Consider the following 26,213-nt stretch of genomic DNA (forward strand, 5'->3'; position numbering starts at 1 on the left):
CCCGCGGGCGGCTCGGCGGGCCCCGTGCCCCGGCCGTCCCCGGTCCGGCCGGGCGGAACCTCCGCGCGGTGGTGGTCGTTCGTCTGCTGGTGAAGCGTTGGTGGACCATTCCGGCCGGGCACAGAAGGGCAGCCGTATGAGCGAGTCGCATGTCTGGGACGAGGTCGACGCCTACTTCAGCGAGCGTCTCGCCCCGGACGACGAGGTCCTGGCCGCCGCCCTGCGCGACAGCGACGCCGCCGGGCTCCCCCGCATCGCGGTCTCCTCGAACCAGGGCAAGCTGCTGCAACTCCTCGCACAGATCCAGGGCGCCCGGCACATCCTGGAGATCGGCACGCTCGGCGGCTACAGCACCATCTGGCTGGGCCGCGCCCTGCCGGCCGACGGACGCCTGGTCTCCCTGGAGTACGACCCGCGGCACGCCGAGGTCGCCGCCGGCAACCTCGCCCGCGCGGGGCTGGCCGAGCGCGTCGAGGTGCGGGTCGGCCCGGCCCTGGAGTCGCTGCCCGCCCTGGCCGCGGAGAACACGCCCCCGTTCGACCTGGTGTTCATCGACGCCGACAAGGGCAACAACCCGCGCTACGTGGAGTGGGCGGTCGAACTGGCCGGGCCGGGCTCCCTGATCGTCCTCGACAACGTCGTCCGCGGCGGTCGCGTGACCGACGCGGACAGCACGGCCCCCGACGTGGTCGGCACCCGTACGGCCATCGACCTGATCGGCAGCCACCCGAGACTGTCCGGCACGGCGATCCAGACGGTCGGCACCAAGGGCTACGACGGCTTCGCGCTGGCCCGCGTCCTGCCGTGAACCGGCCCGGTGGGGCGGCGCCCGCCCCGCACGCCCCGTGCGTCACACCTCGTGGTAGAAGCCCACGTTGACGCTGCGCGGGGCGGTGCGGTCCTGGACGACGATCTCGCCGCTGCCGCCCCTCGGCAGCGGGACCGTCCCGCCGTAGGCGAGCGGCTGGGCGTACTCGCCGACCGTCAGCCGGACCTCGGAGGAGGGGTCGGGCTGCGAGCCGCGCAGCCAGGTCACCTGCCAGGTGCCGTCGGGCCCGCAGAGGAACTCCAGGTGGACGCGGGAGACGAACAGCCAGTCGTCCGGCGTGCCCAGCCGGCACACGGACTTGTCGCGGCCCACCCGCAGCACCGCACCCGGCTCGCTGGGCGCCTCGGCCATGAGCATGCCGGCCGTGGCACCCTCCTCCGCCGCGGAGACGGCGGCCATGGTGAGTTCGAGCACGTGCGCTCCTCCTGGGACGTCCGAAACGGGCCTGTAAGCCCGCCGCATGATAGAACGCCCGGCTGCGCGGTGTCCGGCACAATGGGTGCATGACCGAGCGGAAGCCACCCGGCGTCGACTTCGAGTCCTGGGTCGACCGGCAGATCCGTGACGCGGAGGCGCGCGGGGAGTTCGAGCGACTGCCCGGGGTCGGCCGGCCCCTGCCGCCGGACGTGGAGAACACGTACGACGAACTGTGGTGGGTCAAGCGGAAGATGGCCCGCGAGGGCTTCTCCGTCCTGCCGCCCGCGCTGGCCCTGCGCAAGGAGGCCGAGGACGCGCTGGAGGCCGCGCTGGCGGCCCCCTCGGAGCGGATCGTCCGGAAGATCATCGGCGAGGTCAACGACAAGATCCGCGACATGATGTTCAAGCCGCCGCCCGGCCCCCCGCTCGGAAAGAAGCCGTACGACGTCGAGGACGTCGTACGGCAGTGGCGGGAGCGCCGGGCGGAGCACTGAGCGGGCCGGCCGGCCCGGTCAGACGTGCAGCAGGCGTTCCGCGATTTCCCGGTAGTCCTTCAGGGCCAGGCGGAGCTGCTCGGTGTCGGCGGCGGAGACGGACTTGTCCCCGCCGCTCTCGGCGGTCTGCCAGGACCGGCGCAGCGTCCGGCGCCGTTCCGTCACGACCTCGGTGAACCGGGCCGTGATCTCCTCCAGTACCTGGTCGGCCTCCTCGACGGAGGCGCGGGGCCCGTCGACGAACCCGGCGACGGCGTGCCGCAGGCGCTCGCCGAGCTTGTCGGAGGCGTCGTGCGGGAAGAGGTGCGCATCGGCGGCGCCGCCCGCCCGGCCGGCGTCGCGTCCGGTGCCGTGGCCGTGGACGCCGTCCCCGTGGACGCCGTGCTGGTGGGTGCCGGTCGTGGTGGCGTGGTCCGCGTCGGTGCCGTGCGTGCCGCCGGGGGCGGCGTCGCCACCACGGGTGCCGGTGCCGAGGATCTTGGTGTCGTGGACCCCGGTGCCGTGCGTGCCGGTGCCTTGCACGCCGGTGCCGGGCGTCGCTGTGCCGTGGAGGCCGGTGTCGTGGGTGGCGTTGCCGGGCGTCGCTGTGCCGTGGAGGCCGGTGTCGTGGGTGGCGTTGCCGGGCGTCGCCGTGCCGTGGGGGTCGGTGCCCTGGGCGGCCACGCGGCCGGCTTCGGTGGCACGGTCCGCGTCGGCGAGACGGGGGTCACCGGCGGGGATGCCGGTGCCGTGGGCCGTGCCGCTGCCGGTGTCCGCCGGAACGTGTCCGGCGGCCGGGGCGGTCTCGCCGCGGGCGTCCGGCGCCGGGGTGTGCGGCGCGTCCGGCGTGTGAGGCGTGTGGTCGCCGGGCCGTCGGGTCATGTCGGTCATCGGACTCAGCTCTCCTTCGCCTGGCGTCGGTTGAGGGCCCACGGCATGTGGCCGCGCGCGGGGGCCTTGCGGCCGCCGGCCGGCGCGGTGCGGTCCCGGCCGTCGTGGCGCGCGGCCTCGTGCCGCCCGTCCGTGCGGCCGCCGTCGTGGCGGTCCGGCCGCACCAGTTCCTCGAACAGGGCGCGGGCGGCCACCATGGCCTCGCGCATGTCCTCGGTCCCCTGGCCGCCGTCCCGGGCGTCCTCCGGGCGCAGCTGCGCCGCGCGGTGCACGCGCCGGTAGCCGTCGACGTGGTGGGCGTGGTGGACGGACAGCGCGGCGAGCTGCTCCTCGTACTGCCCGCCGTCCGGGAAGCCCCGCACGCCGGCGAGTTCGGCGATCAGCGCGTCCGCCTCGGCGACGGCGTCGCGCGGCGAGTCGACGAACCGCTCCTGCGCGGCGGTCCAGCGCGCCTGGTACTGCTCGCGCTGCGCCGGCTCCAGCGGACGTGCCCGCAGGTCGCCGTGGCGCTCCAGACGCTCGGTCAGCTCGCGCTCGGCCGCCGTGGTGTCACCGTCGTGCCGGGCGAGGACCCGCTCGTACTCGGGTCCGAAGCGGCGCTTGAGGTTCGGGCCGCGCCCGGTCCCGCGGGCACGCAGGGTCAGGGCGGCCGCGATGATGACGACGACCGCCGCGATCACGATCAATGCAATGATCAGGCCAGTGGACATGGATGCCTTCCGGGGTTCGGGCCCAACCGGTCCTCCTCGCGGGCCGGTTCGCGATTCGGGTTGCCCGGAAGTTGGGCCGTAAACGATGCGCGCACGGGACGGGGCCCGTGCGGGCCCGGGATTTATCCGGTTGCGGGGCCCGTGGGGCGGCTGCGGAGAATGCGGTTCATGACCTGGACCGTGGCCCCGGAACCGTACGACTCCCCCGACGCCGCCGCGCTGTGGCGGGCGTACTACACGGAGGTCAGCGACCGCTGGCATCTGCTGCACGAGGGGCGGCGCACCGATCCGGACGAGCTGGAGCGGGAGATCGCCGCCCAGCCCGGCGCCGATCTCGCGCCGCCGCGCGGGGAGTTGCTCGTGGCCCGGTACGGCGGTGAGCCGGCCGGCACGGCGGGGGTGCGGCTGCTGGACGGCACGACCGCCGAGCTGAAGCGGGTGTTCGTGCACCCCTCGATGCGGGGCAGGGGCGGCGCCCCGCTCCTGGTCGGCGCCGCCGAGGACACCGCACGCGCGCTCGGCGCCGCACGGCTGATCCTGGACACCCGCAGCGACCTCGTCGAGGCCCGTGCCCTGTACGGCCGGCTCGGCTACACGGAGACCGGGCGGCACAACGACGACCCGTACGCCGAGCACTGGTTCACCAAGCAGCTCCTCTGACGCGGCCGGGACCGGCGGCTCAGACCGGCTGCTCGGACCTGCCGCTCAGACCGGCTGCTCGGAGCGCTGTTCGGGCTGCCGCACCTCGCGGGGACGGTCGTTGCGGGATCCGCACAGCTCGCCGTTCAGCTCCCGGACGAGCGCGACCAGGTCGGTGGGCCGGTCGGGGCCCCACCAGTCGCCGAGCAGTTCGGCGAGGGACTCCTCCCGGGCCTCGGCCAGCCGCTCGGCGTGCGCGCGGCCCTGATCGGTCAGCACGAGGTCGACGCCCTCGCGCACGGCGAGCCGCCGCTCCTCGACCTGACGGACGGCCTCCATGACGACGGACAGCGGCACGGGCATGCGCTCGGCCAGGGCGACGGGCTCGACCGCGCCGTACCTGCGGATGCGCAGCAGCAGCCAACTCGCCGCGGGCAACAGGTCGTAGCCGGCCCGCTCGGTGATGTCGCGGTAGATCTCCCGGCGGCCCGCGCGGGTGCCGAGCACCGACAGCGCGCGGCACACCTCGTCGTACGAGGACCGCTCGACGGGGTTGCTGGCCAGGGTCTCGGAGATGTCCGGCGCGGTGACCGAGGCGCGCAACCGGTCCTCCTTCAGGAACCAGGCGAGCACGAACCCGAGGAGCGCGACGGGCGCGGCGTACAGGAAGACGTCCGTGATGGCGACGGCGTAGGCGTGCAGGGCCGCCGGGCGCAGGCCGGGCGGCAGGGCGGCGATGCCCCGCGGGTCGGCCTCCAGCGAGCCCGGGGAGACGCCGGCCGGAAGCGGGGTGCCGCGGAAGGCGTCGCCGAGCAGGTCGCCGAGCCGGCCCGCGAAGACCGTGCCGAAGACGGCGACGCCGAACGAGGCGCCGATGGAACGGAAGAAGGTCGCCCCGGAGGTGGCGACGCCGAGGTCCTCGTAGGGGACGGCGTTCTGCACGATCAGCACGAGCACCTGCATCACCAGGCCGAGGCCGAGCCCGAAGACGAAGAAGAACCCGCTCAGCTCGGCCGTGGAACTGTGCTCGTCGAGCTGGTGCAGCAGGAGCAGGCCCAGCGCGGTGATGCCGGTGCCGGCGATCGGGAACACCTTCCAGCGGCCGGTCCGGCTGACGATCTGCCCGGACGTCGTGGAGGCCAGCAGCAGCCCGACCACCATGGGCAGCATGTGCACGCCCGACAGGGTGGGGCTGATGCCGTGCACGACCTGGAGGAAGGTCGGCAGGTACGTCATCGCGCCGAACATCGCGAAGCCGACGACGAAACTGATCACGGCGGAGAGTGTGAAGGTCCGGACCTTGAACAGCTTGAGCGGCAGCACGGGTTCGGCGGCCCGTCGCTCCACGGCGACGAACGCGCAGGCCAGCAGGACCCCGAGGACGGCGAGGCCGATGATCTGCGGGGACCCCCAGGCCCAGGTGGTCCCGCCGAGCGAGGCCACCAGCACCAGGCAGGTGGCGACGGCGGCGATGAGGAAGGTGCCGAGGTAGTCGATGACGTGGCGCTGCCGGTTGCGGGGGATGTGCAGGACGGCCGCGATCACGGCGAGTGCGACCACGCCCACGGGCAGGTTGATGTAGAACACCCAGCGCCAGCTGGCGTGCTGGGTGAGCACCCCGCCGAGCAGCGGCCCGAGCACACTGGTCGCGCCGAAGACGGCCCCGAACAGGCCCTGGTAGCGCCCGCGTTCGCGCGGCGGCACGAGGTCGCCGACGATCGCCATCGACAGCACGATCAGGCCGCCGCCGCCCAGTCCCTGCAACGCCCGGAAGGCGATCAGCTGGCCCATGTCCTGCGCGGCCCCGCACAGCGCGGAGCCGATCAGGAAGATCACGATCGCCGTCTGGAACAGCCGCTTGCGGCCGTACTGGTCGCCGAGTTTGCCCCACAGGGGTGTGGCGGCGGTCGCGGCCAGCAGATACGCCGTGACCACCCAGGACAGGTGATCCAGGCCGCCGAGGTCGCTGACGATGGTGGGCAGCGCGGTCGAGACGATGGTCTGGTCGAGTGCGGCGAGCAGCATGCCGAGCAGCAGCGCGCCGATGGAGACCAGCACGTTGCCGGGCACCTGCTCCCGGTCGGCGGTGCCCGCACCTGAGGGCTTGACGGCGTTCACGTCCCCGGCCATGCGACCTCCCACGGGCTCTGTGACATTTTCCATCGTGACCGCTGTGGGCCGTTATGGCCCGCCGGGCCCGTTTGGAAGCCGAGGTTCCGGAGGCTCGCCCGCCGCGCTGTGGAGAAGATCTGGATAATCTCTGGAGTTCGCGAGGGGAGGGAGGAGCGCGTGGAATCGCCGGCAGGCCACCCGTGCCCGGAGTGCGGGGTACCCAGACGGCAGGACAGCACGCCTTCCTGCTCCTGCACGGACCGCGTCGCGGAGGCCCTGCGCGACGCCCGCACGGCGGAGGCGGCCGCGGCGGAGGACTTCGACCCGCTGCGCATCCGCCCGTACGTGGAACTCGACGGCGCGCGGCCCGAGGAGCGTGAGCCCGGGGATCGGGCAAGCGGCGAAACGCTTCACCACCCCGGTGGCACGGCCGCCCCTTCACCCGCTTCGGAACCCGGTCAGGCCGCGCTCTCCCCGGCGGCCGGACGCAAGCGGCGGCAGGGTGCGGCCCGGCCGGAGGCTCAGCCACCGGTCGCGGCCACGACCGACGGCAGGCCGACCACCCCGCATCCCGCCGACGCGCCGGGCGGCGCCTCCCCCCTCGCCCCCGCAGAGGGGCGCAAGCGCCGCCAGGACCAGCCCCGCCCGCCGGCGCAGACACCCGCGCCCCCCGCAGCCGGAAGCACGCCGCCACCCGCGAACCCCGCAGACGACACCCACCCGCACTCCCCCGCCCCCGCGAACACACCCGGCGGCAACCCCCCACTTTCCCCCGCAGCCGCACGCAAGCGCCGCCACGACCAGCCCCGCCCGGCGGCGCAGACACCCATGCCTCCCACGGCGGGAAACACGCCGCCACCCGCGAACCCCGCAGACGACACCCGTCCGCACTCCCCCGCACCCGCGCACACACCCGGCGACAACCCCCCGCTCTCCCCCGCAGCCGCACGCAAGCGCCGCCAGGACCAGTCCCGCCCGGCGGCTCAGACACCCGCGCCACCCGCCGCGGCAAGCACACCGCCACCCACGGACCCGACAGACGACACCCACCCGCACTCCCCCGCACCCGCGCACACACCCGGCGACAACCCCCCGCTCTCCCCCGCAGCCGGACGCATGCGCCGCCAGGACGCGTCACGCCCGGCGGCGCGGGGCTCGGCTGGCGGGCCTTCGCAGGAGCGCGCAGGGGACTCGCCCGGCGGCGAGGCCTCGCGCTCCGCGCGGAGCCCGGGGGCGGCAGCCGGCCCGCCGGCGCCTTCCCCGGCCGAGACCACCCTGCCCCTGAGCGCCCTCGGCCCGTCCGACCCGGACGCGACCGCCGTCCTGCCCTCCGCCGCCGCCCCGGCCCACGCCCGGCCGGGCGACCCGGTGGACACCGACCCCACGACCGTCCTGCCGGCCACGGACGCCACCACCGTTCTGCCGGCCGGTCCGGCCGACTCGGCGGTTCCCGCGCCCCTCGTGTCCGGTGCGAGCGAACCGAGCGTGGCCGATCTGCGGCTCTTCGACGGTGCGGACGCCCGCGACCCCGGCGCGCAGGAGCCGCACGGCGCCGGCCCGCGCCGGGCCGGACGGCGGCGCCGGGCGGTGATGGTCGCCGCCGCCGCGGCCGGTGTCGCCGTCGTCGCGGCGGCCGGATACGCGAGCGGCCTGTTCTCCTACGAGAGCCCGACCCGGGACACCGCCCTGCCGGACGACCTGCGGGCCAGCGTGCCGGACGCCCCGGCGAGCAGCGTGGACTCCACCCCGTCCGCAGGCACCTCCGCGCCCGCCTCCTCGGCCCCGGCCGCGCCCTCGCCGTCCCGCACGGGCAGCCCTTCGGCCTCCCCCTCCCCGTCCGCGTCGAGCGCCTCGCCGAGCCCGTCGGAGTCGGCCACCCCGTCGGCGCGGCCCTCCGCATCGACGAGCGCCCCCGGGCAGGACGGGCCGGAGTCGGGCCGCCGCGGCGGTGCCACCGTCCTGCGCCTCGGCGACCGTGGCGCGGAGGTCACCGAACTCCAGCTCAGAATGCGGCAGTTGTACCTCTACGGTGAGGACGCCGACGGCTTCTTCAGCAGCCGGCTGGAGGACGCGGTGCGCACGTACCAGTGGTCGCGCGGCATCCAGACCCGGAACCTCGGGGTCTACGACGAGGCGACCCGGGCGAAGCTGGAGTCGGAGACCCGGGAGCCCTGAGCGCTCCGGTCGTCCTACCGTGACGCCGTGACGCCGTGATCCCCGAGTGATCGTGCTCAACGGCGGTTCCAGCTCGGGCGAGTCGGCTGAGCGCCGGCTTCCGGAGGCTGGCCCGGATCGTCGTCGACGGCGTGCTCCTCGGCGGCCCGGTCTCCCAGGAGGGCCGGCGCCGGGCTCTGGCCGGACTCGACGGGCCATGGGTCGGCGTCCGGTGCGATGGCGAGGTCGCCGCCGGGCGGAGATCGCCGGGGAGAGCGGACGGGCGGCTTGGCCGCGGCCCAGGCGCAGCTCGTGCCCGAGGGCGTGACGTACGACGTGGAGGTCGACACGACCCGGGCCGAGTCCCCGGCGTGCGCACGCGTCGTCGTCGCCCTCATACCTGACCGACGGGACCGGTCCGGGACCGACGGCCCCGCGCACCGTCCGCAGGCGGCGGCCCACCCGGGGCGCCAGGTCACCCGGAGCGCCAGGTCACCACGGGCGCCGGGTCACCCGATGTGGAGGCGGATCGTCCCGTCCTCCGCGCGTTCCACCCGCACCCGGGTGAGGTCCTCCACGACCACGTCCGGGTCGTGGAAGGAGGCCCGGGGCCCGATCCCGACGACCCGCATGCCCGCGGCGCGCCCCGCGGCGATACCGGCTCCGGAGTCCTCGAACACCACGCAGTCCGCGGGGTCGACCCCGAGTTCGGCGGCGCCCTTGAGGAAGCCCTCCGGGTCGGGCTTGCTGGCCCCGACGGACTCGGCGGTCACCCGCACCTCGGGCAGCGCGAGTCCGGCCGCGGCCATGCGCGCGGTCGACAGCGGCACGTCGGCGGAGGTCACCAGCGCGTGCGGCAGACCGGCCAGCGAGGCCAGGAACTCCGGCGCCCCGGAGATCGCCACGACACCCTCGGTGTCGGCCGTCTCCTCCTGGAGCATCCGGGCGTTGTCGGCGTGGTTCTGCTCCATCGGCCGGCCGGGCAGCAGCAGCGCCATGGAGGCGTAGCCCTGCCGCCCGTGGACGACCTTCATGACCTCGTCGCCGTCCAGCCCGTGGCGCTCGGCCCAGCGCCGCCAGACGCGCTCCACGGAGGCGTCGGAGTTGACGAGGGTGCCGTCCATGTCCAGCAGGAGGGCGCGGGCGGTGAGCACGGCGGTGGCCGTCATCGGCTGCTCCAAGGCTCGGGGCGCGTTCCAGCGCGGGCGAGGGGCGGGCGGCGCGACACGTCCGGCACGCCCCCGGGAGGGACAAGGCGGCCCCGCCCGCCGGTCAGGGAAAACGGGCGGAGGCCACTTTGTTTCTCTACGGTACAAAACAAACAGGCCCTCGCGCCAGGCGCCCCCTCCGGACGTTCACCCGCTGTTCGCCTCACCCGGTCACGGCCTCCCACAGGCTCCACACCCCGAGCGCCAGCATCACCAGCGCGGCGATCTGGGTGATCAGCCGCAGCGGCACCTTCTTCATCAGCGCCTTTCCGCCGACGATGCCGAGCCCCGCCACGGCCCACAGCGCGAGCACCGCGCCCAGACCGACGGAGAGCGGGTCGTCGTAGCGGGCGGCCAGATTGGCGGTCATGATCTGGGTGAGATCGCCGAACTCGGCGACCAGGATGAGCATGAACCCGGCGCCCGAGACCTTCCAGAACGACTGGTTCTCCGGCTTGCGGACCTCTTCCTCCTCCTCGCCCTTCTTCAGCAGCAGCACGGCCGCGCCGCCCAGGAAGAGGACGCCCGTCAGGGCCTGCACGAGCTGCTGCGGCAGCAGCGTCAGCACACTGCCGGCCGCGACGGCGAGCGCGACGTGCACCGCGAAGGCGGCGGCCACACCGGCGAAGACGTAGGAGGCGCGGTAGCGGGTGCCGAGGACGAGGCCGGCCAGGGCGGTCTTGTCCGGCAGTTCGGCGAGGAAGACGACGCCGAAGACGACGGCCGTCACGGTCAGGCTGATCAAGGGTTCCTCAATCGGTCGGGGCTGCCCCACCGAGAGTGCTGGATCCTCACACACGACACCTCGGCACGGCAGCGCACTCGGCGCCCGCGCCGGGGGGCACGGGCGTGCACTGCTTGCCGAAGGTCTCGCTGGCCCGCCCCTTGCGGGGCCTGCCTCCGGGCGCCGGCTCAGGCTGGCTGAGCAGTGTGTCGACGGTCCGGCGAAGAGCTACTCCCCTTCTGCGCCGTCCATGGTACGCGACGGTCCGGGCGTGAAAAGTTCCCCCGTGAACCTTGTCATGTCATGAACCCGTCACTACCTTCTCACCGGGCGCACACCTGTGCGCAACACGGCTGCGCGAGCATTCCCTCGCTCGCCCGCCAACACGCCCTTCCCAGCAGGGAGTTCGCATGCCCAGGTTCTACGCGCGTCGACGGTTCAGCCTCGCCGCGGCCGCCACCGCGCTCATATCGGCCGCCACCCTCTTCAACGCCCCCACGGCCTCCGCCGCCCTCCCCACCCCCGTGAGCGGCGCCACCGCCCGCTCCTACCTCGCCACGCTCACCGTGGCGACCGAGAACCGCACCGGGTACAACCGCGACCTCTTCCCGCACTGGATCACCCAGTCCGGCACCTGCAACACCCGCGAGGTCGTCCTCAAGCGCGACGGCAGCAACGTCCAGCAGGACTCGTCCTGCGCCGCCACCAGCGGCAGCTGGTACTCCCCGTACGACGGCGCCACCTGGACGGCCGCCTCCGACCTGGACATCGACCACCTGGTCCCGCTGGCCGAGGCCTGGGACTCGGGCGCCGGCTCCTGGACGACCTCCCGCCGCCAGTCCTTCGCCAACGACCTGACCCGCCCGCAGCTCATCGCGGTCACGGACAACGTCAACCAGGCCAAGGGCGACCAGGACCCCGCCACCTGGATGCCCTCCCGATCGGACTACCGCTGCACCTACGTCCGCGCCTGGGTCCAGGTGAAGTACTACTACGGCCTCTCGGTCGACTCGGCGGAGAAGTCGGCCCTGCAGAACTACCTCGCGAGCTGCTGACACGCACGCGATTTCGTGTCGGAACCTCCCCGCCGCTCTCCGTCGTTCCGTACCGTACGGGGCGACGGAGAGGGGAACGACATGGCCGACCTGCGCCTCGGACCACTGCTGAGGTACACCGACGGCTCGTCCGCGACCGTCTGGATGGAGACGGACGGCCCGTGCGCCGCGGAGGTCCGCTGCGCCGACGGCGCGGGCGGGAGCGCGCAGAGCTTCCTGATCGCGGGCCACCACTACGCCCTGGTGCCGGTGACCGGCCTCACCGCCGGCACGACCACGTCGTACGAGGTGCTGCTCGACGGCGCCAGGGTGTGGCCGCTGCCCGGCTCGCCCTTCCCGCCCTCGGTGATCCACGCGCCGGGCCCCGAGGGCGCCCTGCGGGTCGCCTTCGGCTCGTGCCGCTGGGCCGCCCCGCCCGCCGGCGGGGACGACCCGGCCGGCCCCGACGCCCTGGACGCGCTCGCCACGCGCCTCGCCGCCGACCCCGACGGCGAGCGGCCGCACGTCCTGCTGCTGCTCGGTGATCAGGTGTACGCCGACGAGACCTCCGACGCCACCCAGCGCTGGCTGGCCGAGCGGCGGGACACGAAGAAGCCTCCGGGCAGCGGGGTCGCCGACTACGAGGAGTACACCCACCTCTATTACGAGTCCTGGCTCGACCCGAGGATCCGCTGGCTGCTGTCCACGGTGCCGAGTTTCATGATCTTCGACGACCACGACGTCATCGACGACTGGAACACCTCCGCCTCCTGGCTCGCCGACATGCGCGCCACCGACTGGTGGCAGGAGCGGCTGCTCAGCGGCCTGATGTCGTACTGGGTCCACCAGCACCTGGGCAACCTCTCCCACGACGAGCTGGCGGCCGACCCCGTCTACGAGGCGGTGCGCGCGGCGTCGGACGGCACCGGGGTGCTGCGCGAGTTCACCGCCCGGGCCGACGCCGACGCGGCCACGGTCCGCTGGAGCTACCGCCGCGACTTCGGCCGGGTCCGCCTGGTGATGGTCGACAGCCGGGCCGCCCGCGTACTGGAGGAGAAGGACCGCGCGATGCTCGACCCGGGCGAGGAGGCCTGGCTGCGCGAGCAGATCACGGACCGGGGCGAGGGGTACGACCACCTCCTGCTGGGCACCTCCCTGCCCTGGCTGCTGCCGGACCTGGTGCACAACGCCGAGGGGTGGAACGCGGCGCTGTGCCGGGGCGAGCGGGGCGAGCGCTGGGCGCGCCTCGGGGAGAAGCTGCGGCGGGCCGCCGACCTGGAGCACTGGTCGGCCTTCCCGGAGTCCTTCGCGGGCCTCGCGGACCTGATCGCCGAGGCGGGTTCCGGACCAGGAGCGCCGGCGACCGTCTGCGTGCTGTCCGGGGACGTGCACCACGCCTACATCGCCGAGCCGTCCTGGATCACCGGCCCCGGCCCGGACTCCCGGGTGGTGCAGCTGGTCTGCTCGCCCGTGCACAACTCGGTGCCGCTGTCGATGCGACTGGCCTTCCGCCTCGGCTGGAGCCGTGCGGCCCGGGGCCTAGGCCGCCTCCTGGCCCGGCACGGCCGGCTCGCACGGCCGCCGGTCGGCTGGCGCAAGACGGACGGCCCCTGGTTCGGCAACCAGCTCATGACCCTGACGCTGCGCGGCCGTTCGGCCCGGCTGCGGCTGGAGCACGCCAAGCCCCGGCAGGGCGCGGAGCCGCGGCTGACGACCCTCCTGGACTCCGAGCTGAGCCGGTGACCGCGTCCCGGCCGGCCGGCCGGGTGTGGATCCGGTCACTTCCCGGACGCGGCGGGCGGGGCGCGAGGGGCCTCACGTGCTGCTGGGACGGCGGTCGCACCCGTCACCAGGACCGAAGCCATGGCCAAATGTTGAACTTGCAAGCATCGGTTAGGTCCACCTAACGTGAGGGCTCGTCGGTTCGTCCCCGACCGGCCTGCCCCGGGCCGGCCAACCGAAGGAGCCCCCCACATGACCGCACGCCTCGACGGCGCCCAGCCGTACGCACTCGGACTGTTCCGGATCGTCGTGGGCCTGTTGTTCGCCTGCCACGGGGCCGTCGCGCTCTTCGGCGTCCTCGGCGGCGCGGACGGCAAGGGCGGCACCGTCACGACCGGTGCCTGGCCGAACTGGTACGCCGCCGTCATCGAACTGGTCGGGGGCACCCTGGTGCTGCTCGGCCTCGGCACCCGGGTCGCGGCCCTCGTCTCGTCGGGCGCCATGGCGTACGCCTACTTCAAGGTCCACCAGCCGCAGGCGCTGTGGCCGATCGAGAACAGCGGCGAGGGCGCGGCCATGTACTGCTGGGCCATGTTCCTGCTGATCTTCACGGGCTCCGGCGCGTTCGGCGTGGACCGGCTGCTGTCGCGCCGCCCCTCGGCGGGGCAGCGACCCTCGGCGGAGCAGACGCCCGTGGCCGCCTGAGCCGTCCGGCCCCGCACCGCGGTGCCTCCCCGCCCGGCGGGAGGCGCCGCGGCGTCGCGTCGCCCGGAGGGCCAAGCCGGGCGAGACGGCACGAGGTGAACACTCGGTACCGAACGTACGAGCCCCCCGTGAACCGCCCGTCACACCCGCGCGTACGCTGTATGGCTGTCATGGCCACTCCTGCCGCTCCCCCCGCGTCGCCGCGGCACGGCTTGGCCCACGGGGGACCACGGGGAGTTGCGGTGCTGGAGCAGATCGGGTCGCTGGTCGGCAGTCCATGGATCTACGCGGTGGTGGCCCTGTCGGTGCTGCTCGACGTGTTCCTGCCGGTGCTGCCCAGCGGAGTCCTGGTCATCACGGCCGCCACGGCGGCGGCCGCCGGGACGGCGACCGACGTGCCCGACATCCTCGCCCTGACCCTGTGCGCGGCCACCGCCTCCGTCCTCGGTGACCTGGTCGCCTACCGTCTCGCCTGGCGCGGCGGCCCCCGGCTGGACCGGGCGATCTCCCGCTCCCGGCGCCTGACCCGCGCCCAGGAGCGACTCGGCGCGGCCCTGGCGCGCGGTGGCGGCGCCCTCGTCGTCCTGGCCCGCTTCGCCCCCGCCGGGCGCTCGGTGGTCTCCCTCGGCGCGGGCGCCGCCCGGCGCCGGGCCCGCGACTTCCTCCCCTGGTCGGCGCTGGCCGGTCTGACCTGGGCCGCGTACAGCGTCGCCCTCGGCTACTTCGGCGCGCAGCTGCTGGGCGCGACCTGGGTGGCGACGGCGGTGTCCGTGGGGGCGCTGTTCGGGGCCGGGGCCGGGGCGGCGTACCTGATGCGGCGCGAACCGCGGCCCTCGTAGCCCCGGCGGGCCCCCCACCACGACCACGGACACGATCGGGAAGCGGCTGAGACAGTGACCACTCCGGCATCGCCCCAGGCGTCACGCCCACGACGGATCGCGCAGGCCGCGCGCCGTCACCCACGGGCGGTGCTGTGGTGCGCGGCGGGAGCGATCACGCTGGGCTTCCTCCTGGCGCTCCAGCTCGTCGCGCGGCACCTCGGGATACCCGGGCCGATCACCACCCAGGCGCGGGAGGTCGTGTACGCCCCGAAGTCGGGCTTCCTGCTCTACGCCAGCCTGGGCCTGACGATGCTGGTCCTGACCTGGCGGCAGCGGCTGATCGCCCTGGGCGCGGCCGTCGGCATCGACCTGGTCTTCCTGGCCGTGCGGTTCGCGACCGGCGCCCTGCCGGGCGAGGGCCACCCCTTCGGCAACGGCGCCCTGTGGGTGATGCTGGGCCTGGTGGTCGTCGCCCTCACGCGCCGCACCGGCGCGGAACGCGTTCTGCTGCTCAAGGGCGTGGGGCTCGGTCTGCTGCTGGTGACGGGCCGCAAGACCGGGGACACCTGGCTGTCGATCACCTCGCAGACCCGGCCCGTCACGCTCGACCCGTACATCGCCATGGCCGACCACGCGCTGGGCAACCCCTCGTGGCTGGCGGGCCGGCTGCTCCGGGCGAGCGGCCCGGTCGGCGAGCACGCGCTCGACTACGTCTACGCCCAGCTCGCGGTCGCCGCGGTCGTGGTGGCGCTGTACCAGCTGCGCCACGTGGCCGCCGAGCGGCGCTTCCCCCGCCACCACCTGGTCCGGACGTTCCTGGTGATCGGCCTGGTCGGGCCGGCGGTCTACATGGTCTACCCGGTGGTCGGGCCGATCTTCGCCTACGGCCCCGAGGGCGGGCCCTGGGCGGTGGCGAACCTGTGGCCCCACACCCTGCCGCCGGTCACCACGCCGTTCAAACTGCCCTTCGACGAGGTCACCCCGCGCAACTGCATGCCGAGCCTGCACACCGCGTGGGCCGTGACGATCTTCATCCACTCCCGGCAGGGACCGCGCTGGCTGCGGTGGGCCGGTGCGTTCTGGCTGGTGGCCACGCTGGCGGCGACCCTCGGGTTCGGCTGGCACTACGGGGTGGACCTGGTCGCGGGCGTGGTCTTCGCGTACACCGTCGAGGCGGCCCTGCGCTCCTTCGACCGAGGCTGGGACCGGACCGGGGTCTGGCTGGTCGTCCACGGCACGACGGTGTTCGCGGTGCTGCTGGCGTCCTACCGCTTCCTGCCGATGGAGATGGCCCGCCACCCCTGGCTCGCCGGACCGCTGCTGCTGCTGGCGATGGCGTCGGTGGTGCGCGGCTACCACCGGACCCTGCGGCTGTGGGAGACGGACCTTCCCGCGGCACCGCGGCCACAACCCCAGCCGGAACTCGTCTGAGCCCTCGCGCCGCGGGCGCTAACCGGCCCGGCGGGCCGCGGCCCCCCGCACCTCCAGGCCGTCGAGCAGCTCGGCCGTGGCCTGCGTGACGGCCTCGACGGCGCGGTCGAACACCTCCTGGTTGTGGGCGGCGGGGGCACGGAAGCCCGAGACCTTCCGTACGTACTGCAACGCTGCTGCGCGCATGTCCGCCTCCGTGGCCTCTTCGGGCAGGGCGGGCGGACGAAGCGTCTTGATACTCCGGCACATGCCCCCCAGTCTCGCCCCTCCGGCCCCCCGAGGACAGCGCCGGCTGCCATGATCCTCCCGAGGCGGCCACCACACAGGGGCCGACCGACGAGAGGAACCCCTCATGGCGAACGAACTCACCGTGGCCGTCCTGGGCCCCGGCGGCGTGGGCGGACTGCTCGCCGCCCTGCTCTCCCGCGCCGGCCACCGCGTGATCTGCCTGTCCGGCGAGCGGACGGCCGGGATCCTGCGCGGCGAGGGCATCCGGGTCCGCAGCGCCCGGTTCGGCGACTTCACGGCCCGGGTCGAGGCGGACACGGCCCTGCGCGAACCGGTCGACGCCTGCCTGGTAACCGTCAAGCACACCGCACTCGACGCGGCCCTGGCGCGCGTCCCCGCGTCCGTCCTGTCCGACGGGCTACTGGTGCCGTTCCTCAATGGCGTCGAGCATCCGGCGGCCCTGCGCGCCCGCTACCGGCCCGACCGGGTCGCCCCGGCCGTCATCCGGGTCGAGTCCACCCGCCCGGCCCCCGGCGTGGTGGAGCACGACAGCCCCTTCGCGGAGGTCGACCTGACGGGGGCCCGGGCACCCCGGGCGCGCCTGGACGCCCTCGCGGGGGCCCTCGACGCGGCCGGGCCCACCACCCGGGTCCTGGAGGACGAGACCGCGGCCCTGTGGGCCAAGATGTCGTTCCTGGCGCCCTTCGCGCTCCTGACCACCCGGTACGGCCTGCCGCTGGGCGAGGTCCGCGACCGCCACCGCGACGAGCTGACGGCCCTGGTCGCGGAGACGGCCGCGATCAGCCGCGCCTGCGGCGGCCCGGGGGACCCGGCCCAGGCCCTCGCCCGTTACGAGGCCTTCCCGGCGACGGCCAGGTCGTCGATGCAGCGCGACGCGGAAGCGGGCCGGCCGCTCGAACTGGACGCCGTCGGCGGCGCGTTGCTGCGTGCGGCCGAGCGGCACGGGGTGGCGGCGCCGGTGGCCGCGCAGGTGGTGCGGGAGCTGGAGCTGGTACACCCGTTCGCATGAACCACGGGAACGAACTCGCCCGCGTAAATCGAACAGGCGTATTATTGGGCCGTGGCTACGACCTATGACTTTCCGAGTGACCTCCTCGCCGGTCAGGAGGAACTCCATCAGGTCCGGGCCGAGTTGTCGGCCCTGCTCAAGCGGCTCCCCTGGTCCGTGGAACCGCTGGACGGATTCAGCGACGACAACGGCTGGCGCAAGGTGGAACGCCCCGCCTCCCCCGGCTGGACGGCCGACGAGCAGGCCGAGGTGGAGAAGCTGCGCCGCCGCGAGCACGAACTCGCGGTGTTCGTCAGCACCCACCGCTACTGGTCCGCGCTGACGGGTCCGGACCGGGTGGCGGCCCGCTCCCGGCTGAAGCACGCGCACGAGGCCCCGCCGGTGGAGACCGGCGGAGCCCCGTGACGCGCGGGGGTCGGCGCACGCCGCCGGCCGGGAGCCGCTTCATCCCGGCGACGCCCTCGTGGGCGAACTCGCGTGCGGCCGGCGGGACATGAGTGCGAGCGCGCGACCCCATCGGGTGAACTCATTCAAGCTTCTACAACCGTCCGCGAGCCGCAGGACGTCGTACCCCCGCACGACACGATTGATCGAGGGGTACCCATGAGCCAGCAGCACCCGCAGCAGCCCGCCCAGCCCTACCCGCCGCAGCAGCCCGGGTTCGGCGCCCCGGCGCCGCAACCGCCGAGGAAGCGCGGCATCGGCAAGATCGCGGGGCTCGGCTGCGCGGGCGTCCTCGCCCTCTTCGCCATCGCCGCCGTCGCCACCGGCGGCGGCGGGGACGACAGCGGCGACAGCTCGACCAAGAACAAGGCCGTCACCGCCGACAGCAAGCCGAAGAAGGCCGGGCCGGCCGCGGACAAGAGCCAGGCCGAGCAGTTCCGCGCCTGTGTCGCCGAGAGCGGCACGCAGACCGAGAAGGCCGCCGCCGAGCACGTCACCAAGGTGACCGGCGCGGACAAGCGCAACGACATCCTCGACGCGGCGGAGGTCTACACCGACTTCAGCGGCGGGCTGACCGGTCCGCATCAGGGCGAGGGCAAGCTCATCGCCTCCGCGTTCACGTCCTGCTACGAGTCGGACAACGGCCTGGTGACCGTCTACGACAAGGACGGCGAGATCCTGGCCAACGCCAACTACTGACCCGCCCACCGGCCCCAGGAACGGAACAGGCCCCCGGGAGAACCCGGGGGCCTGTCGACCGCGGTGGGCGCGGACGGTTTCGAACCGCCGACATCCTGCTTGTAAGGCAGGCGCTCTACCCCTGAGCTACGCACCCGCATCCCGGGGCACGCCCAGGACGAGTGGACAGCCTACCCTGCCCGGGGCGAGGTCCCGCAAACCCGTATCGGGCCGTGCCGGGGGTTAACCCCACCGCCGATCCGGGAGCGGCCCGGATCCTCCCGGCGGCCCCGGTTGCCTACGGTCGTGACAGCGCCCGAGAGCGCCCGTCGTTCCGTCCATGGGGAGACCGTCATGGCCCGCACCGCACGCACCGCCCGCACGACCCGCACCGCCACCGTCCGTGCGGCCGCCCTCACCGGTGCCGTCGCGGTCCTCGTCGCCGGGCTCAGCGCCTGCGGGGCCTCCGCCGGGGACGACAAGGACCCCGACCACAAGGCCTTCGACCTGAAGGGCCGCACGCTCACCGTCGACTCGGACGACTCCGCCCTGGAGATCGTCGCCGCCGAGGAGCACCCGGCCGGCCGCATCCAGGTCACCCGCTGGTTCCAGGGCTCGGTCGTCATGGGCAAGGATCCCGAGGTGACCTGGTCCCTGCGGGACGACCGGCTCGTCCTGCGGCTGAAGTGCTCCGGCGTCGTCGCGGACTGCTCGGCCAAGCACCGCATCGAGGTGCCCCGCGGCATCACCGTGAAGGTCGAGGACGGCGACGGCAGCGTCCGCGCCCGGGGCTTCCGCGACCGGCTGGACATCCGCACCGGCGACGGCTCCGTCCGCGTCACCGACACCACCGGCCCCACCGAGCTGCGCACCGGGGACGGCTCGATCCGCGTCTCCGGCGTGAGCGGCCCGCTGCGGATGCGCACCGGCGACGGCTCCATCCGGGCCGACGTCTCCTCCCGGGACGTGCGCACCCGCACCGGTGACGGCTCCGTCCGGCTCGAACTCGGCGTCGTACCGGACCGGGTGGAGACCCGCAGCGGCGACGGCTCCGTCACCGTCTCGGTGCCCCGGGCGGCCTACCGCGTGACCACCCGGACCGGCGACGGGGGCGTCGACGTGTCGGTCCCGCGCGACGAGAACAGCGGGCACGTGGTGACCGCCGAGACCGGTGACGGCAGAATCACGGTGCGAACGGCGAACTGACCGGCCCGTGTGTTCGTCCTTCACCGGTGGGACAATGACACCGGGCAGGGTGGACCACAGCACGGGAGAGGGATGTGACGGCGACACCAGCGCAGCCGTACTCGCCGTCGGTGCCGCGCGCACCTCGTCCGCGCCGCCGCCCTCCCCGCGCCCCGGGCCCGCTGCGCGACACGCTCGCGCTGGCGGCGCTGCCGGTGCTGCTCGCCCTGGCGCTGCCCGCGGCCTTCGCGGGCGGCGGCACCCGGCGCTGGTTCGGCGGCCGGGCGGAGAACCAGCGCGCCGAGGCCCAGGCCGCCAAGGACGCCGTCGCCGCCGCCTTCTACGAGCTCGACACCGCCCAGCGCGACCTGCGCATCTCCATCGAGACGATCAGGGCGGTCGACGACTCCCCCGCCGCCCGGCGCGCCGTCGAGGGCTTCGACGCCCTGGGGCGGCGCATCGACGAGGCCAGCCACCAGTACATCTCGGCCGTCGACGCCCACGACCTCGACCGTGACGACCTGGAGGCCTCGGCGGCTTCCCGGGCCCGGGCCGAGCTGGCCGCGGCGAAGGAGGAACTGGACCGGGTCAAGCGCGACCTGGACCGGTTCGCGGAGGGCCTCGGCCCGCTGCTCGGCAAGGCCGAGACCCAGCTGGCCCGCCTCGCCCCCGCCGTCGAGCGGGCCCGCCAGGCCCTGCTGGCCGCCTCCGGCGCGCTGGACGCCGTGCGCGGCTCGGGCCTGAAGGCGGACGACCTCGCCGCGCGTCTGGCGGCCCTCTCGCCGGAGCTCACCAAGCTGAACCAGGGCGCCGGGCAGCACGGCGTGCCGCAGACCCTGGAGCGGGCCGAGCGGGTCACGCGCGCCGCGGAGGCGGTCCGGGTCGAGGCCGAGCGGCTGCCGGAGCGCGCCGCCGAGATCGACCACCGCCTGGTCTCCCTGCGCACCCGCGCCCAGGCCCTCACCACCCGCTCCGAGCAGGTGGAGCCGACCCTGAGCGAACTGCGCCGCCGGTTCACCGCGGCCTGCTGGCAGGACCTGCAGCAGGTCCCCGACGTGGCGGCGGGCAACGTCCGCCAGGCCGAGACGAAGCTGGCCGAGGCCCGCGCCGCCCGCGACGAGCAGCGCTGGGCGGACGCCACGGCCCTGCTGTCGACCGTGCGGGCCCTGTTGAACACCACCGACGAGGCGGTCTCCGCCGCCGGTGACCGGCTGCGCCGCCTGAACGCCGTGCAGAAGGACCCCGAGCAGGAGATCGAGCGCACGCGTTTCGCGATCCGCGACGGCCAGCGGCTGGCGATGGCCGGCCGCAACACCCCGGACCCGCGCCACGCCCGCCCGCTGGACGAGGCCGTGGCGCGGCTGGAGCGCGCCGTCGCCGCTCTGGAGGGCCGGCACCCCGACTACTGGCACTTCCTGCTGGAGACGGAGGCGGTGCGGCAGTCGGTGGCCGGCGTGGTCTCCCGGATCCGGGAAGAGCGCGGGGCCGGGCACTGAACCCGGCCCCCGCCCGCCATCAGGTGCGGTAGGCGTAGTAGTACGCGGTCGGGTACGACGCCACGAGGCTCGCCACCGACCGGCGCAGGGTGTTGTTCGAGTGGTACGTCACGTACGGCACGCCGCGGCTCTTGTACGTGACGATCATGGTGTGGTCCTTGGACCCGTCCCGGTCGAAGTCCATCTGGAGGACGTCGCCGACCTCGAGCTGGTAGACGTTCGACAGCGGCGTGGTCCGCTTGGAGTTCTGCGCGAACCAGGACCACTCGTTGACGCCGATGAACGAGTGCGACTGGATGTCGGCGTTGCCGAACCACCGCGTGTAGTCGTACACGTAGCCGGGGACGTGCTTCCAGCCGCCCGCCTTCAGGGCCTGGCTGACGAAGTTGGTGCAGTCGCCGCCGGCGCCCTGGCCGTTGAAGTCCGGGTAGTCCTTGTTGTAGGCGTTCCAGTGCTTCTCGGCGTAGGCCGCCATGGCCTTGTAGTCGTACGTCGTGGCGGTCTTGGGCACCTGGACCGGGTAGCGGGTGGTCGCGGCCCGGGGAGCGCTCGGCGTCGTGGTGGTGCCGGCCGTGGCCACCTTCACGGAGGCCGGCTTGGACAGCGTGTTCACCGCGAGGCCGCCCTCGTCGCTGTCGCGGATGGCCGTCAGCCGCCAGTTGCCCTGCCGGTCGGCCTTGAAGGTCAGCTCGTGCTTGGCCTGGAAGCCGGTGGTGCGCGGCGCGCCGCCCCGGGCCTCGGCGTAGGTCAGGGTGGTGGTCTCGGTGACCGCGGCCTTGGCCGTACGGCCGGTCACCCGCGTGGCGTTCAGGGTGACGGTGGTGCCGGCCTTGCTGTACTTCTCACCGGCCTTGGCCAGCCTCGCCTTGCGCTGCTCCAGCCCGGACAGCGTGGCGTCCTCGGTGCGGGCCGTGCCCGAGGACAGGGCGACGTCGCCGGAGAACCGGTCGGTCAGCGGCGCGTCCTTGCCGCCCCGGCCGCCGTCGAGCAGGGCGTTGGTCCGGTCGGTGAAGACGGCGTCCGCCAGCCGCTGGAACGTGGCCTTGGTCCGCGCGTCGACCGTCGGGTCGTCGGTGACCGCCGCGCCGGCGCTCCAGTTGGGCAGCAGGGCGACCCCGGCGACCACCGAGGTCGCCGCGGCCCCGATTATCGTGACGCGGCGTCGGGTGCCGGTCAGTCTTCTCGATCTCACTGATGTTCCTCTCTGGCCCGGCCAGGTTGTGCCGGGCTTGGGGTCTGTCACTTCACGACCTTCGACCAGTCGGGCGACTGGGCCGGGTCGAGGGAGCGCAACCGCTGAAGGGTCTCGGGCTTCTGCGCGTCCAGCCAGTCGGCCAGCTCCCTGAAGGACACGCACTTGACGTCCTTCTTGGTGCACACCGTCTTGACGACCTGGTCGACGGCTCTCATGTATATGCCGCCGTTCCAGTTCTCGAAGTGGTTTCCGATGAACAGGGGGGCACGGCTGCCGTAGTACACCCGGTTGAAGCCGGACATGTAGGAGTTGACCGTCTGCTGCTCCCACTCGGGGTACTTCGCCGGGTCGCCCTCGGTCTCACCGTCGGACTGGTTGTACAGGAAGTTGAAGTCCATGGACAGGCCCTGGTAGTCGCCGCCCTCGTAGGGGAGCATCTGCAGCGGGAAGTCCCAGATGCCGTCCTTCTTGCGGGGCCATATCTGGAAGTCGCCCGCGGAGCTCGCGTCGTAGCGCCAGCCGTACTTCTCGGCGGCCTTCAGCAGGTTGGCCTGTCCCTCCAGGCAGGGCGCACGGCCCCCGGTGATCTCCTTCCGCGGGTCGAAGGGCAGCGGATCCAGGTCCTTGAAGCCGGTGTTGGTCTTCCACTTCTCGACGAACGAGTAGAACTGGTCGATCTCGCTCTTCCACTCCTCGACGCTCCAGTCGCCGCCGCCCTTCTCCCCGCAGAAGTGGCCGTTGAAGTGGGTGCCGATCTCGTTGCCGTTGCGCCAGGCGTTGCCCAGTTCCTCGACGGTGGTGCGGATGTGCTCGTCGGTGGGGAAGCTGATCGCCGCCGAGCCCTTGTCGTGCTGCGGCGGGGAGTAGAGGTCCTTCTTGCTCTTGGGCACCAGGTAGATGCCGGTGAGGAAGAAGGTCATGTGGGCGTCGTACTGCCGGGCCAGCTCCCGGTAGTGCGAGAACAGCCCGTCGTCGCCCTGGAGCGCGCCGTCCCACGAGAAGACGACGAACTGGGGCGGCTTCTCGCCCGGCTTGAGCGGAACCGGCTTCAACTGCTTCTTCGGCGGGCCGGTGTAGGAGGTGGAGCCGTCCCCGAGGACCTTGGTCTTGCCGTCCCACTGCGGCTGGTGGTCGTTCTTCTCGGAGGTGTTCTTGCGGGCCGCCCCGGAGGAGGCGGTCGGGGTGGTCTTCTCCTGTCGCGTCAGCACCAGGTAGCCCGCGACCAGGCACGCGACGACGACGAGCGCCGCCAGGGTCAGGATGCGCGGGGACATGGCGCCCAGGGCGCGGCGGGACGCGCTGGGTGCGCGCGGTGCGCGGCGGCGACCGGAGGGTGACTTCATGCGCGGCTCATTCTGCGAGGGAGTGGGAAGGTCTGGGAGGCGCCGGGCGCCGGGGTCAGCCGACGCCCCGGGCTCTGGACCAGATGGTGTACGGGACGCTGTCGTCGGGGGTCCCCGCGATCCCCTTCAGCGGAAGCGGTTCCAGGCTCTTGGTGAGGTCGATGCGGTAGGTGACGACGGCCGTCGACACGGACTCGGCGGTTCCGACATACCAGGACGCGGTGTCGCTCTGCACGGTTCCCGCCTTGCCGGACACCCCGGCGGGCGCGTCCGCCCCCGGGTGGGCGGTGCGGAAGGCGTCCGCCAGGGCGGACTGGACCGCCTCGGCCGTGGCCGTCTTCACCGCGCGGCGGGACGCCGGCGCGGCCAGCGCGACCTTGGAGCCGTTGCGGGTGATCCGGTCCACGGAGTACGGCTCGACGTGCTTGCCCCCGGCCGCGAAGGTCGCGTACCCGCTCGCCATGCGGATCGCGCTGGGCGTGGCGCTGCCCAGGGACATCGCCGGCACATTCGGGCCGAAGCTGGAGGAGAGCAGGCCCGCGGCCTCGGCGGTGCCGCGCACCTTGTCCAGGCCGGTGTCCATGCCGAGCTGCATGAACGGGGTGTTCACGGACAGGGCGAGCGCCCGGGCCAGGCTGATCTGCCCGTAGGACTTCTTGCCGTCGTTGCGGGCGGCGACCTTCTTGCCGCTGCGGTCCCAGTAGGGCCCCTCGGGGGTCGTCACGGGGACACCGTCGTCGCCGTTGTAGAGGGTCTCCGGGGTGACCTGGGTGCGGGTGCCGTCCCGGGTCTTCTGCACGCCGTGCTCCAGGGCGGCGGCGTAGACGAACGGCAGGAAGGCCGAACCGGCCGGGACGGTGGTCGCGTTGGACTCGTTGTAGCCCTGCTTGCGGTGGTCGGGGCCGCCGTGCAGGGCGAGGATGCGCCCGTCGGTGGCCACCGAGGCGGCGCCGTAGTGGACGGTCTTCGCCTTGGCCGGGTCGTCCTTGCGGGCCTGCTCGCGGGCCTTGGTCACGGCCTTGGTGAGCGCGGTCTCCTGCCCCCGGTCGAAGGTCGTGTAGATCTGGAAGCCGCCGAGGTCGAACTCCTTGTCGGAGATGTGCGCGGCCTTCTTGACGTACTGGGTGGCCAGCTCGACGAGGTAGTCGCTCTGCTTGCCGGTGTCGTAGCCCGGCGCGTGCTTGAGCGGCTCGGGGAACTTCCGGTACTTGGCCCGCTCCGACTTCGACAGCGTTCCGACGTCGACCATGCGGTCGAGTATCCAGGACCAGCGCTCCACGGCCCGGGCGTGGTTGGCTCCGCCCAGGGCGGGGTCGTAGAGTCCGGCGCCCTTGAGGAGGGAGGCGAGGAAGGCGGCCTCGCTGACGTCGAGTTCGCGGACGTCCTTGCCGTAGTACGCCTGGGCGGCGCGCTGGATGCCGTAGGTGCCGCGGCCGAACCAGCTGGTGTTGAGGTAGCCCTCGAGGATCTCGTCCTTGTCCATCTCGTTGTCGAGCTTGAGGGCGAGCATGGCCTCGGTGAACTTGCGGCTCACCGAACGGTCCTGGTTGAGGTAGACGTTCTTGACGTACTGCTGGGTGATGGTCGAGCCGCCCTGGGTCTCCCCCTGGCCCACGGTGCGCCACACGGCCCGGGTGAGGCCGCTGAAGGATATGCCGGGGTCGCTGTAGAAGCTGGCGTTCTCGGCCGCCAGCACCGCGTCGCGGACGTCCACGGGGATGTCCTTCAGGGGCATCTCCTGGCGCTGCACCCAGCCGGTGCGGGCCATGGGCGTGCCGTCGGACCAGTAGTAGACGTTGTCCTGCTGGGTGGCGTACGAGTTGAGGTTCTCGGGGACGTCGGTGGCGGCGTAGGCGACGCCCAGGAACATGACGGACAGCCCGGTGAACGTCAGCGCGGCCCCGAGCCACTGCCGCCAGGAGGGCGCCCAGCGGCGCCAGCCGGTGCGGCCGGGCCGGGGGTAGACCGGCCGCAGACGGCGGGCGTAGGGGGCGAGGCGGGCGGCGTAGGGGGCCAGCGGGGCGAGGTAGGCGGCGGGCTTGAACGTCCGGGCGGTCCTGCGCCGGCGGCGGGATCCGCCGGAGCCGCGGCCGGAGGACGGTTCCGCGGCCTCGTCGGAGGCGGGGGCCCTCTCGGAAGCCGCGGCCGCGTTGGTGGCCGCGACCACGTCCTCCGCACGCAACTGCATGGTTTGATCGGGTCTGTCCGCATGTGGGGACGCGGGAGCCTTCAACTGCATGGTCTCGTCCGGTTCCCGCCCAGCCTCGGTCACGGCTGTGTCTCCCCTCCCCCGCTTACAGTGGTGCTCGCGCGAGAGCCCGGCACCGCTGTCGACCGCGGCGCGCTCCACATCCCCCCGGCCGTGTGGCTTCTCGCGACGATGGAAAGCTACCAGTGGCCTTTACAGCTTCTCCATAGCGGTTGGGGCAAGAACGGTCACATGTGATCCCGACGAGTGGTATTTCCATCGCCTCGCACTAATCTGTCCCCATGCCTCGCTACGAGTACCGCTGCCGGACCTGCGGCGACACCTTCGAACTGAGCCGCCCCATGGCCGACTCCGGCGCCCCCGCCGCCTGCCCCTCGGGGCACGACGACACGGTGAAGCTCCTGTCCACCGTCGCGGTGGCCGGCTCGGCCTCCGCCCCGGCCCCGGCGCCCCGGTCGGGCGGCGGTGGCGGCGGGGGCTGCTGCGGCGGCGGCTGCTGCGGCTGACACCGGCCCCGGGGTCCTTCCTCAGCTCT

At 73.6% G+C, this 26,213-nt stretch carries 25 protein-coding genes, 1 tRNA gene and 1 pseudogene; 16 read left to right on the plus strand and 11 right to left on the minus strand.

Translation table 11 applies throughout. The annotated features are described in order from the left end of the window. Nucleotides 1-136 precede the first annotated feature (136 nt). Entirely contained in the window at nucleotides 137-808 is a 672-nt protein-coding gene (locus ACH4C6_RS27805; protein ID WP_398111345.1) for an O-methyltransferase, read from the plus strand. A gap of 42 nt (nucleotides 809-850) precedes the next feature. On the opposite strand, the gene ACH4C6_RS27810 is transcribed toward ACH4C6_RS27805, so the two are convergent. Next, a complete protein-coding gene (locus tag ACH4C6_RS27810; protein ID WP_369197271.1) occupies nucleotides 851-1,243 on the minus strand; it encodes a hypothetical protein in 393 nt (130 codons plus the stop codon). 89 nt (nucleotides 1,244-1,332) lie between these two features. On the opposite strand from ACH4C6_RS27810, the gene ACH4C6_RS27815 reads away from it, so the two are divergent. After that, on the plus strand, nucleotides 1,333-1,740 hold the full coding sequence (locus ACH4C6_RS27815; RefSeq protein WP_398111346.1) for a DUF1992 domain-containing protein: 408 nt from the start codon (nucleotides 1,333-1,335) through the stop codon (nucleotides 1,738-1,740). Between the two features lie 18 nt (nucleotides 1,741-1,758). On the opposite strand, the gene ACH4C6_RS27820 is transcribed toward ACH4C6_RS27815, so the two are convergent. Further along, nucleotides 1,759-2,610 (minus strand): hypothetical protein, encoded by an 852-nt coding sequence (locus ACH4C6_RS27820; protein ID WP_398111347.1) that lies wholly within the window; start codon nucleotides 2,608-2,610, stop codon nucleotides 1,759-1,761. 5 nt (nucleotides 2,611-2,615) lie between these two features. Beyond that, complete coding sequence (locus ACH4C6_RS27825) at nucleotides 2,616-3,320, minus strand: hypothetical protein (protein WP_398111348.1); 705 nt, start codon at nucleotides 3,318-3,320, stop codon at nucleotides 2,616-2,618. A gap of 168 nt (nucleotides 3,321-3,488) precedes the next feature. Between ACH4C6_RS27825 and ACH4C6_RS27830 the strand changes: the two genes are divergently transcribed. Beyond that, on the plus strand, nucleotides 3,489-3,980 hold the full coding sequence (locus tag ACH4C6_RS27830) for a GNAT family N-acetyltransferase (RefSeq protein ID WP_398111349.1): 492 nt from the start codon (nucleotides 3,489-3,491) through the stop codon (nucleotides 3,978-3,980). A gap of 45 nt (nucleotides 3,981-4,025) precedes the next feature. Here ACH4C6_RS27830 and ACH4C6_RS27835 read toward each other — a convergent pair whose 3' ends face one another. Further along, nucleotides 4,026-6,089 (minus strand): MFS transporter, encoded by a 2,064-nt coding sequence (locus ACH4C6_RS27835; RefSeq protein WP_398111350.1) that lies wholly within the window; start codon nucleotides 6,087-6,089, stop codon nucleotides 4,026-4,028. 1,098 nt (nucleotides 6,090-7,187) lie between these two features. Between ACH4C6_RS27835 and ACH4C6_RS27840 the strand changes: the two genes are divergently transcribed. After that, complete coding sequence (locus ACH4C6_RS27840) at nucleotides 7,188-8,246, plus strand: peptidoglycan-binding protein (RefSeq protein ID WP_398111351.1); 1,059 nt, start codon at nucleotides 7,188-7,190, stop codon at nucleotides 8,244-8,246. Nucleotides 8,247-8,377: 131 nt separating this feature from the next. After that, nucleotides 8,378-8,555 (plus strand): annotated as a pseudogene (locus ACH4C6_RS27845) (chloramphenicol phosphotransferase); the annotation flags it as partial. A 179-nt stretch (nucleotides 8,556-8,734) separates the two neighbouring features. Here the strand turns inward: ACH4C6_RS27845 and ACH4C6_RS27850 are convergent. Both ACH4C6_RS27850 and ACH4C6_RS27855 read right to left on the minus strand, forming a co-directional pair. Next, nucleotides 8,735-9,394: an HAD-IA family hydrolase gene (locus tag ACH4C6_RS27850; protein ID WP_398111352.1), complete on the minus strand. Its 660-nt coding sequence runs from the start codon at nucleotides 9,392-9,394 to the stop codon at nucleotides 8,735-8,737. Nucleotides 9,395-9,596: 202 nt separating this feature from the next. After that, on the minus strand, nucleotides 9,597-10,178 hold the full coding sequence (locus tag ACH4C6_RS27855) for a TMEM165/GDT1 family protein (RefSeq protein WP_398111353.1): 582 nt from the start codon (nucleotides 10,176-10,178) through the stop codon (nucleotides 9,597-9,599). Between the two features lie 389 nt (nucleotides 10,179-10,567). Here ACH4C6_RS27855 and ACH4C6_RS27860 point away from each other — a divergent pair, with 389 nt between their 5' ends. The 5 genes from ACH4C6_RS27860 (at nucleotide 10,568) to ACH4C6_RS27880 (ending at nucleotide 15,870) form a co-directional block, all read left to right on the plus strand. Continuing rightward, entirely contained in the window at nucleotides 10,568-11,212 is a 645-nt protein-coding gene (locus tag ACH4C6_RS27860; RefSeq protein WP_398111354.1) for an HNH endonuclease family protein, read from the plus strand. 81 nt (nucleotides 11,213-11,293) lie between these two features. Then, a complete protein-coding gene (locus ACH4C6_RS27865; protein WP_398111355.1) occupies nucleotides 11,294-12,934 on the plus strand; it encodes an alkaline phosphatase D family protein in 1,641 nt (546 codons plus the stop codon). A gap of 231 nt (nucleotides 12,935-13,165) precedes the next feature. Beyond that, nucleotides 13,166-13,618 (plus strand): DoxX family protein, encoded by a 453-nt coding sequence (locus ACH4C6_RS27870; protein WP_398111356.1) that lies wholly within the window; start codon nucleotides 13,166-13,168, stop codon nucleotides 13,616-13,618. A gap of 242 nt (nucleotides 13,619-13,860) precedes the next feature. Beyond that, on the plus strand, nucleotides 13,861-14,457 hold the full coding sequence (locus ACH4C6_RS27875; protein ID WP_398111357.1) for a DedA family protein: 597 nt from the start codon (nucleotides 13,861-13,863) through the stop codon (nucleotides 14,455-14,457). 129 nt (nucleotides 14,458-14,586) lie between these two features. Further along, nucleotides 14,587-15,870 carry a phosphatase PAP2 family protein gene (locus ACH4C6_RS27880; RefSeq protein ID WP_398111358.1) on the plus strand — a complete coding sequence of 428 codons (1,284 nt, stop codon included), beginning with the start codon at nucleotides 14,587-14,589 and terminating at the stop codon, nucleotides 15,868-15,870. A gap of 18 nt (nucleotides 15,871-15,888) precedes the next feature. Here the strand turns inward: ACH4C6_RS27880 and ACH4C6_RS27885 are convergent, their stop codons facing one another. Then, nucleotides 15,889-16,119, minus strand: a complete 231-nt coding sequence (locus ACH4C6_RS27885) for a DUF2277 domain-containing protein (protein WP_369197258.1) — start codon at nucleotides 16,117-16,119, stop codon at nucleotides 15,889-15,891. Between the two features lie 103 nt (nucleotides 16,120-16,222). Here ACH4C6_RS27885 and ACH4C6_RS27890 point away from each other — a divergent pair, with 103 nt between their 5' ends. The 3 genes from ACH4C6_RS27890 to ACH4C6_RS27900 all read left to right on the plus strand — a co-directional run bounded on the left by ACH4C6_RS27890 (nucleotide 16,223) and on the right by ACH4C6_RS27900 (nucleotide 18,271). Then, the gene (locus tag ACH4C6_RS27890) at nucleotides 16,223-17,128 is read left to right on the plus strand and encodes a ketopantoate reductase family protein (protein ID WP_398111359.1); all 906 of its coding nucleotides are present in this window, start codon (nucleotides 16,223-16,225) and stop codon (nucleotides 17,126-17,128) included. 51 nt (nucleotides 17,129-17,179) lie between these two features. Next, on the plus strand, nucleotides 17,180-17,533 hold the full coding sequence (locus tag ACH4C6_RS27895; protein ID WP_398111360.1) for a hypothetical protein: 354 nt from the start codon (nucleotides 17,180-17,182) through the stop codon (nucleotides 17,531-17,533). Between the two features lie 198 nt (nucleotides 17,534-17,731). Next, on the plus strand, nucleotides 17,732-18,271 hold the full coding sequence (locus ACH4C6_RS27900; protein WP_398111361.1) for a hypothetical protein: 540 nt from the start codon (nucleotides 17,732-17,734) through the stop codon (nucleotides 18,269-18,271). A gap of 64 nt (nucleotides 18,272-18,335) precedes the next feature. On the opposite strand, the gene ACH4C6_RS27905 is transcribed toward ACH4C6_RS27900, so the two are convergent. After that, nucleotides 18,336-18,407, minus strand: a tRNA-Val gene (locus ACH4C6_RS27905). Between the two features lie 197 nt (nucleotides 18,408-18,604). Between ACH4C6_RS27905 and ACH4C6_RS27910 the strand changes: the two genes are divergently transcribed. Beyond that, nucleotides 18,605-19,456: a DUF4097 family beta strand repeat-containing protein gene (locus ACH4C6_RS27910; protein ID WP_398111362.1), complete on the plus strand. Its 852-nt coding sequence runs from the start codon at nucleotides 18,605-18,607 to the stop codon at nucleotides 19,454-19,456. 74 nt (nucleotides 19,457-19,530) lie between these two features. Next, entirely contained in the window at nucleotides 19,531-20,931 is a 1,401-nt protein-coding gene (locus tag ACH4C6_RS27915) for a hypothetical protein (protein WP_398111363.1), read from the plus strand. Nucleotides 20,932-20,950: 19 nt separating this feature from the next. On the opposite strand, the gene ACH4C6_RS27920 is transcribed toward ACH4C6_RS27915, so the two are convergent. Genes ACH4C6_RS27920 through ACH4C6_RS27930 form a run of 3 tightly spaced genes read right to left on the minus strand, consistent with a single transcriptional unit; the run spans nucleotide 20,951 to nucleotide 25,657 of the window. Further along, the gene (locus ACH4C6_RS27920; RefSeq protein ID WP_398111364.1) at nucleotides 20,951-22,123 is read right to left on the minus strand and encodes an amidase domain-containing protein; all 1,173 of its coding nucleotides are present in this window, start codon (nucleotides 22,121-22,123) and stop codon (nucleotides 20,951-20,953) included. Nucleotides 22,124-22,170: 47 nt separating this feature from the next. Then, nucleotides 22,171-23,469 (minus strand): hypothetical protein, encoded by a 1,299-nt coding sequence (locus ACH4C6_RS27925; RefSeq protein ID WP_398111365.1) that lies wholly within the window; start codon nucleotides 23,467-23,469, stop codon nucleotides 22,171-22,173. Nucleotides 23,470-23,524: 55 nt separating this feature from the next. After that, complete coding sequence (locus tag ACH4C6_RS27930) at nucleotides 23,525-25,657, minus strand: transglycosylase domain-containing protein (RefSeq protein WP_398111366.1); 2,133 nt, start codon at nucleotides 25,655-25,657, stop codon at nucleotides 23,525-23,527. 302 nt (nucleotides 25,658-25,959) lie between these two features. Here ACH4C6_RS27930 and ACH4C6_RS27935 point away from each other — a divergent pair, with 302 nt between their 5' ends. Further along, nucleotides 25,960-26,184: a zinc ribbon domain-containing protein gene (locus ACH4C6_RS27935; protein ID WP_398111367.1), complete on the plus strand. Its 225-nt coding sequence runs from the start codon at nucleotides 25,960-25,962 to the stop codon at nucleotides 26,182-26,184. The last annotated feature ends 29 nt before the right edge of the window (nucleotides 26,185-26,213 follow it).

The organism is Streptomyces sp. NPDC017943 (assembly GCF_044328425.1).
GTDB classification, from domain to species: Bacteria; Actinomycetota; Actinomycetes; order Streptomycetales; family Streptomycetaceae; genus Streptomyces; species Streptomyces djakartensis_A.

Bases quoted from the DNA above. Each gene is read 5' to 3' on its own strand.
- ACH4C6_RS27805 (WP_398111345.1), top strand. From the start codon at position 137: ATGAGCGAGTCGCATGTCTGGGACGAGGTCGACGCCTACTTCAGCGAG.
- ACH4C6_RS27815 (WP_398111346.1), top strand. From the start codon at position 1,333: ATGACCGAGCGGAAGCCACCCGGCGTCGACTTCGAGTCCTGGGTCGAC.
- ACH4C6_RS27820 (WP_398111347.1), bottom strand. From the start codon at position 2,610: ATGACCGACATGACCCGACGGCCCGGCGACCACACGCCTCACACGCCG.
- ACH4C6_RS27825 (WP_398111348.1), bottom strand. From the start codon at position 3,320: ATGTCCACTGGCCTGATCATTGCATTGATCGTGATCGCGGCGGTCGTC.
- ACH4C6_RS27830 (WP_398111349.1), top strand. From the start codon at position 3,489: ATGACCTGGACCGTGGCCCCGGAACCGTACGACTCCCCCGACGCCGCC.
- ACH4C6_RS27835 (WP_398111350.1), bottom strand. From the start codon at position 6,089: ATGGCCGGGGACGTGAACGCCGTCAAGCCCTCAGGTGCGGGCACCGCC.
- ACH4C6_RS27840 (WP_398111351.1), top strand. From the start codon at position 7,188: ATGCGCCGCCAGGACGCGTCACGCCCGGCGGCGCGGGGCTCGGCTGGC.
- ACH4C6_RS27850 (WP_398111352.1), bottom strand. From the start codon at position 9,394: ATGACGGCCACCGCCGTGCTCACCGCCCGCGCCCTCCTGCTGGACATG.
- ACH4C6_RS27860 (WP_398111354.1), top strand. From the start codon at position 10,568: ATGCCCAGGTTCTACGCGCGTCGACGGTTCAGCCTCGCCGCGGCCGCC.
- ACH4C6_RS27865 (WP_398111355.1), top strand. From the start codon at position 11,294: ATGGCCGACCTGCGCCTCGGACCACTGCTGAGGTACACCGACGGCTCG.
- ACH4C6_RS27870 (WP_398111356.1), top strand. From the start codon at position 13,166: ATGACCGCACGCCTCGACGGCGCCCAGCCGTACGCACTCGGACTGTTC.
- ACH4C6_RS27885 (WP_369197258.1), bottom strand. From the start codon at position 16,119: ATGTGCCGGAGTATCAAGACGCTTCGTCCGCCCGCCCTGCCCGAAGAG.
- ACH4C6_RS27890 (WP_398111359.1), top strand. From the start codon at position 16,223: ATGGCGAACGAACTCACCGTGGCCGTCCTGGGCCCCGGCGGCGTGGGC.
- ACH4C6_RS27900 (WP_398111361.1), top strand. From the start codon at position 17,732: ATGAGCCAGCAGCACCCGCAGCAGCCCGCCCAGCCCTACCCGCCGCAG.
- ACH4C6_RS27910 (WP_398111362.1), top strand. From the start codon at position 18,605: ATGGCCCGCACCGCACGCACCGCCCGCACGACCCGCACCGCCACCGTC.
- ACH4C6_RS27925 (WP_398111365.1), bottom strand. From the start codon at position 23,469: ATGAAGTCACCCTCCGGTCGCCGCCGCGCACCGCGCGCACCCAGCGCG.
- ACH4C6_RS27930 (WP_398111366.1), bottom strand. From the start codon at position 25,657: ATGCAGTTGCGTGCGGAGGACGTGGTCGCGGCCACCAACGCGGCCGCG.
- ACH4C6_RS27935 (WP_398111367.1), top strand. From the start codon at position 25,960: ATGCCTCGCTACGAGTACCGCTGCCGGACCTGCGGCGACACCTTCGAA.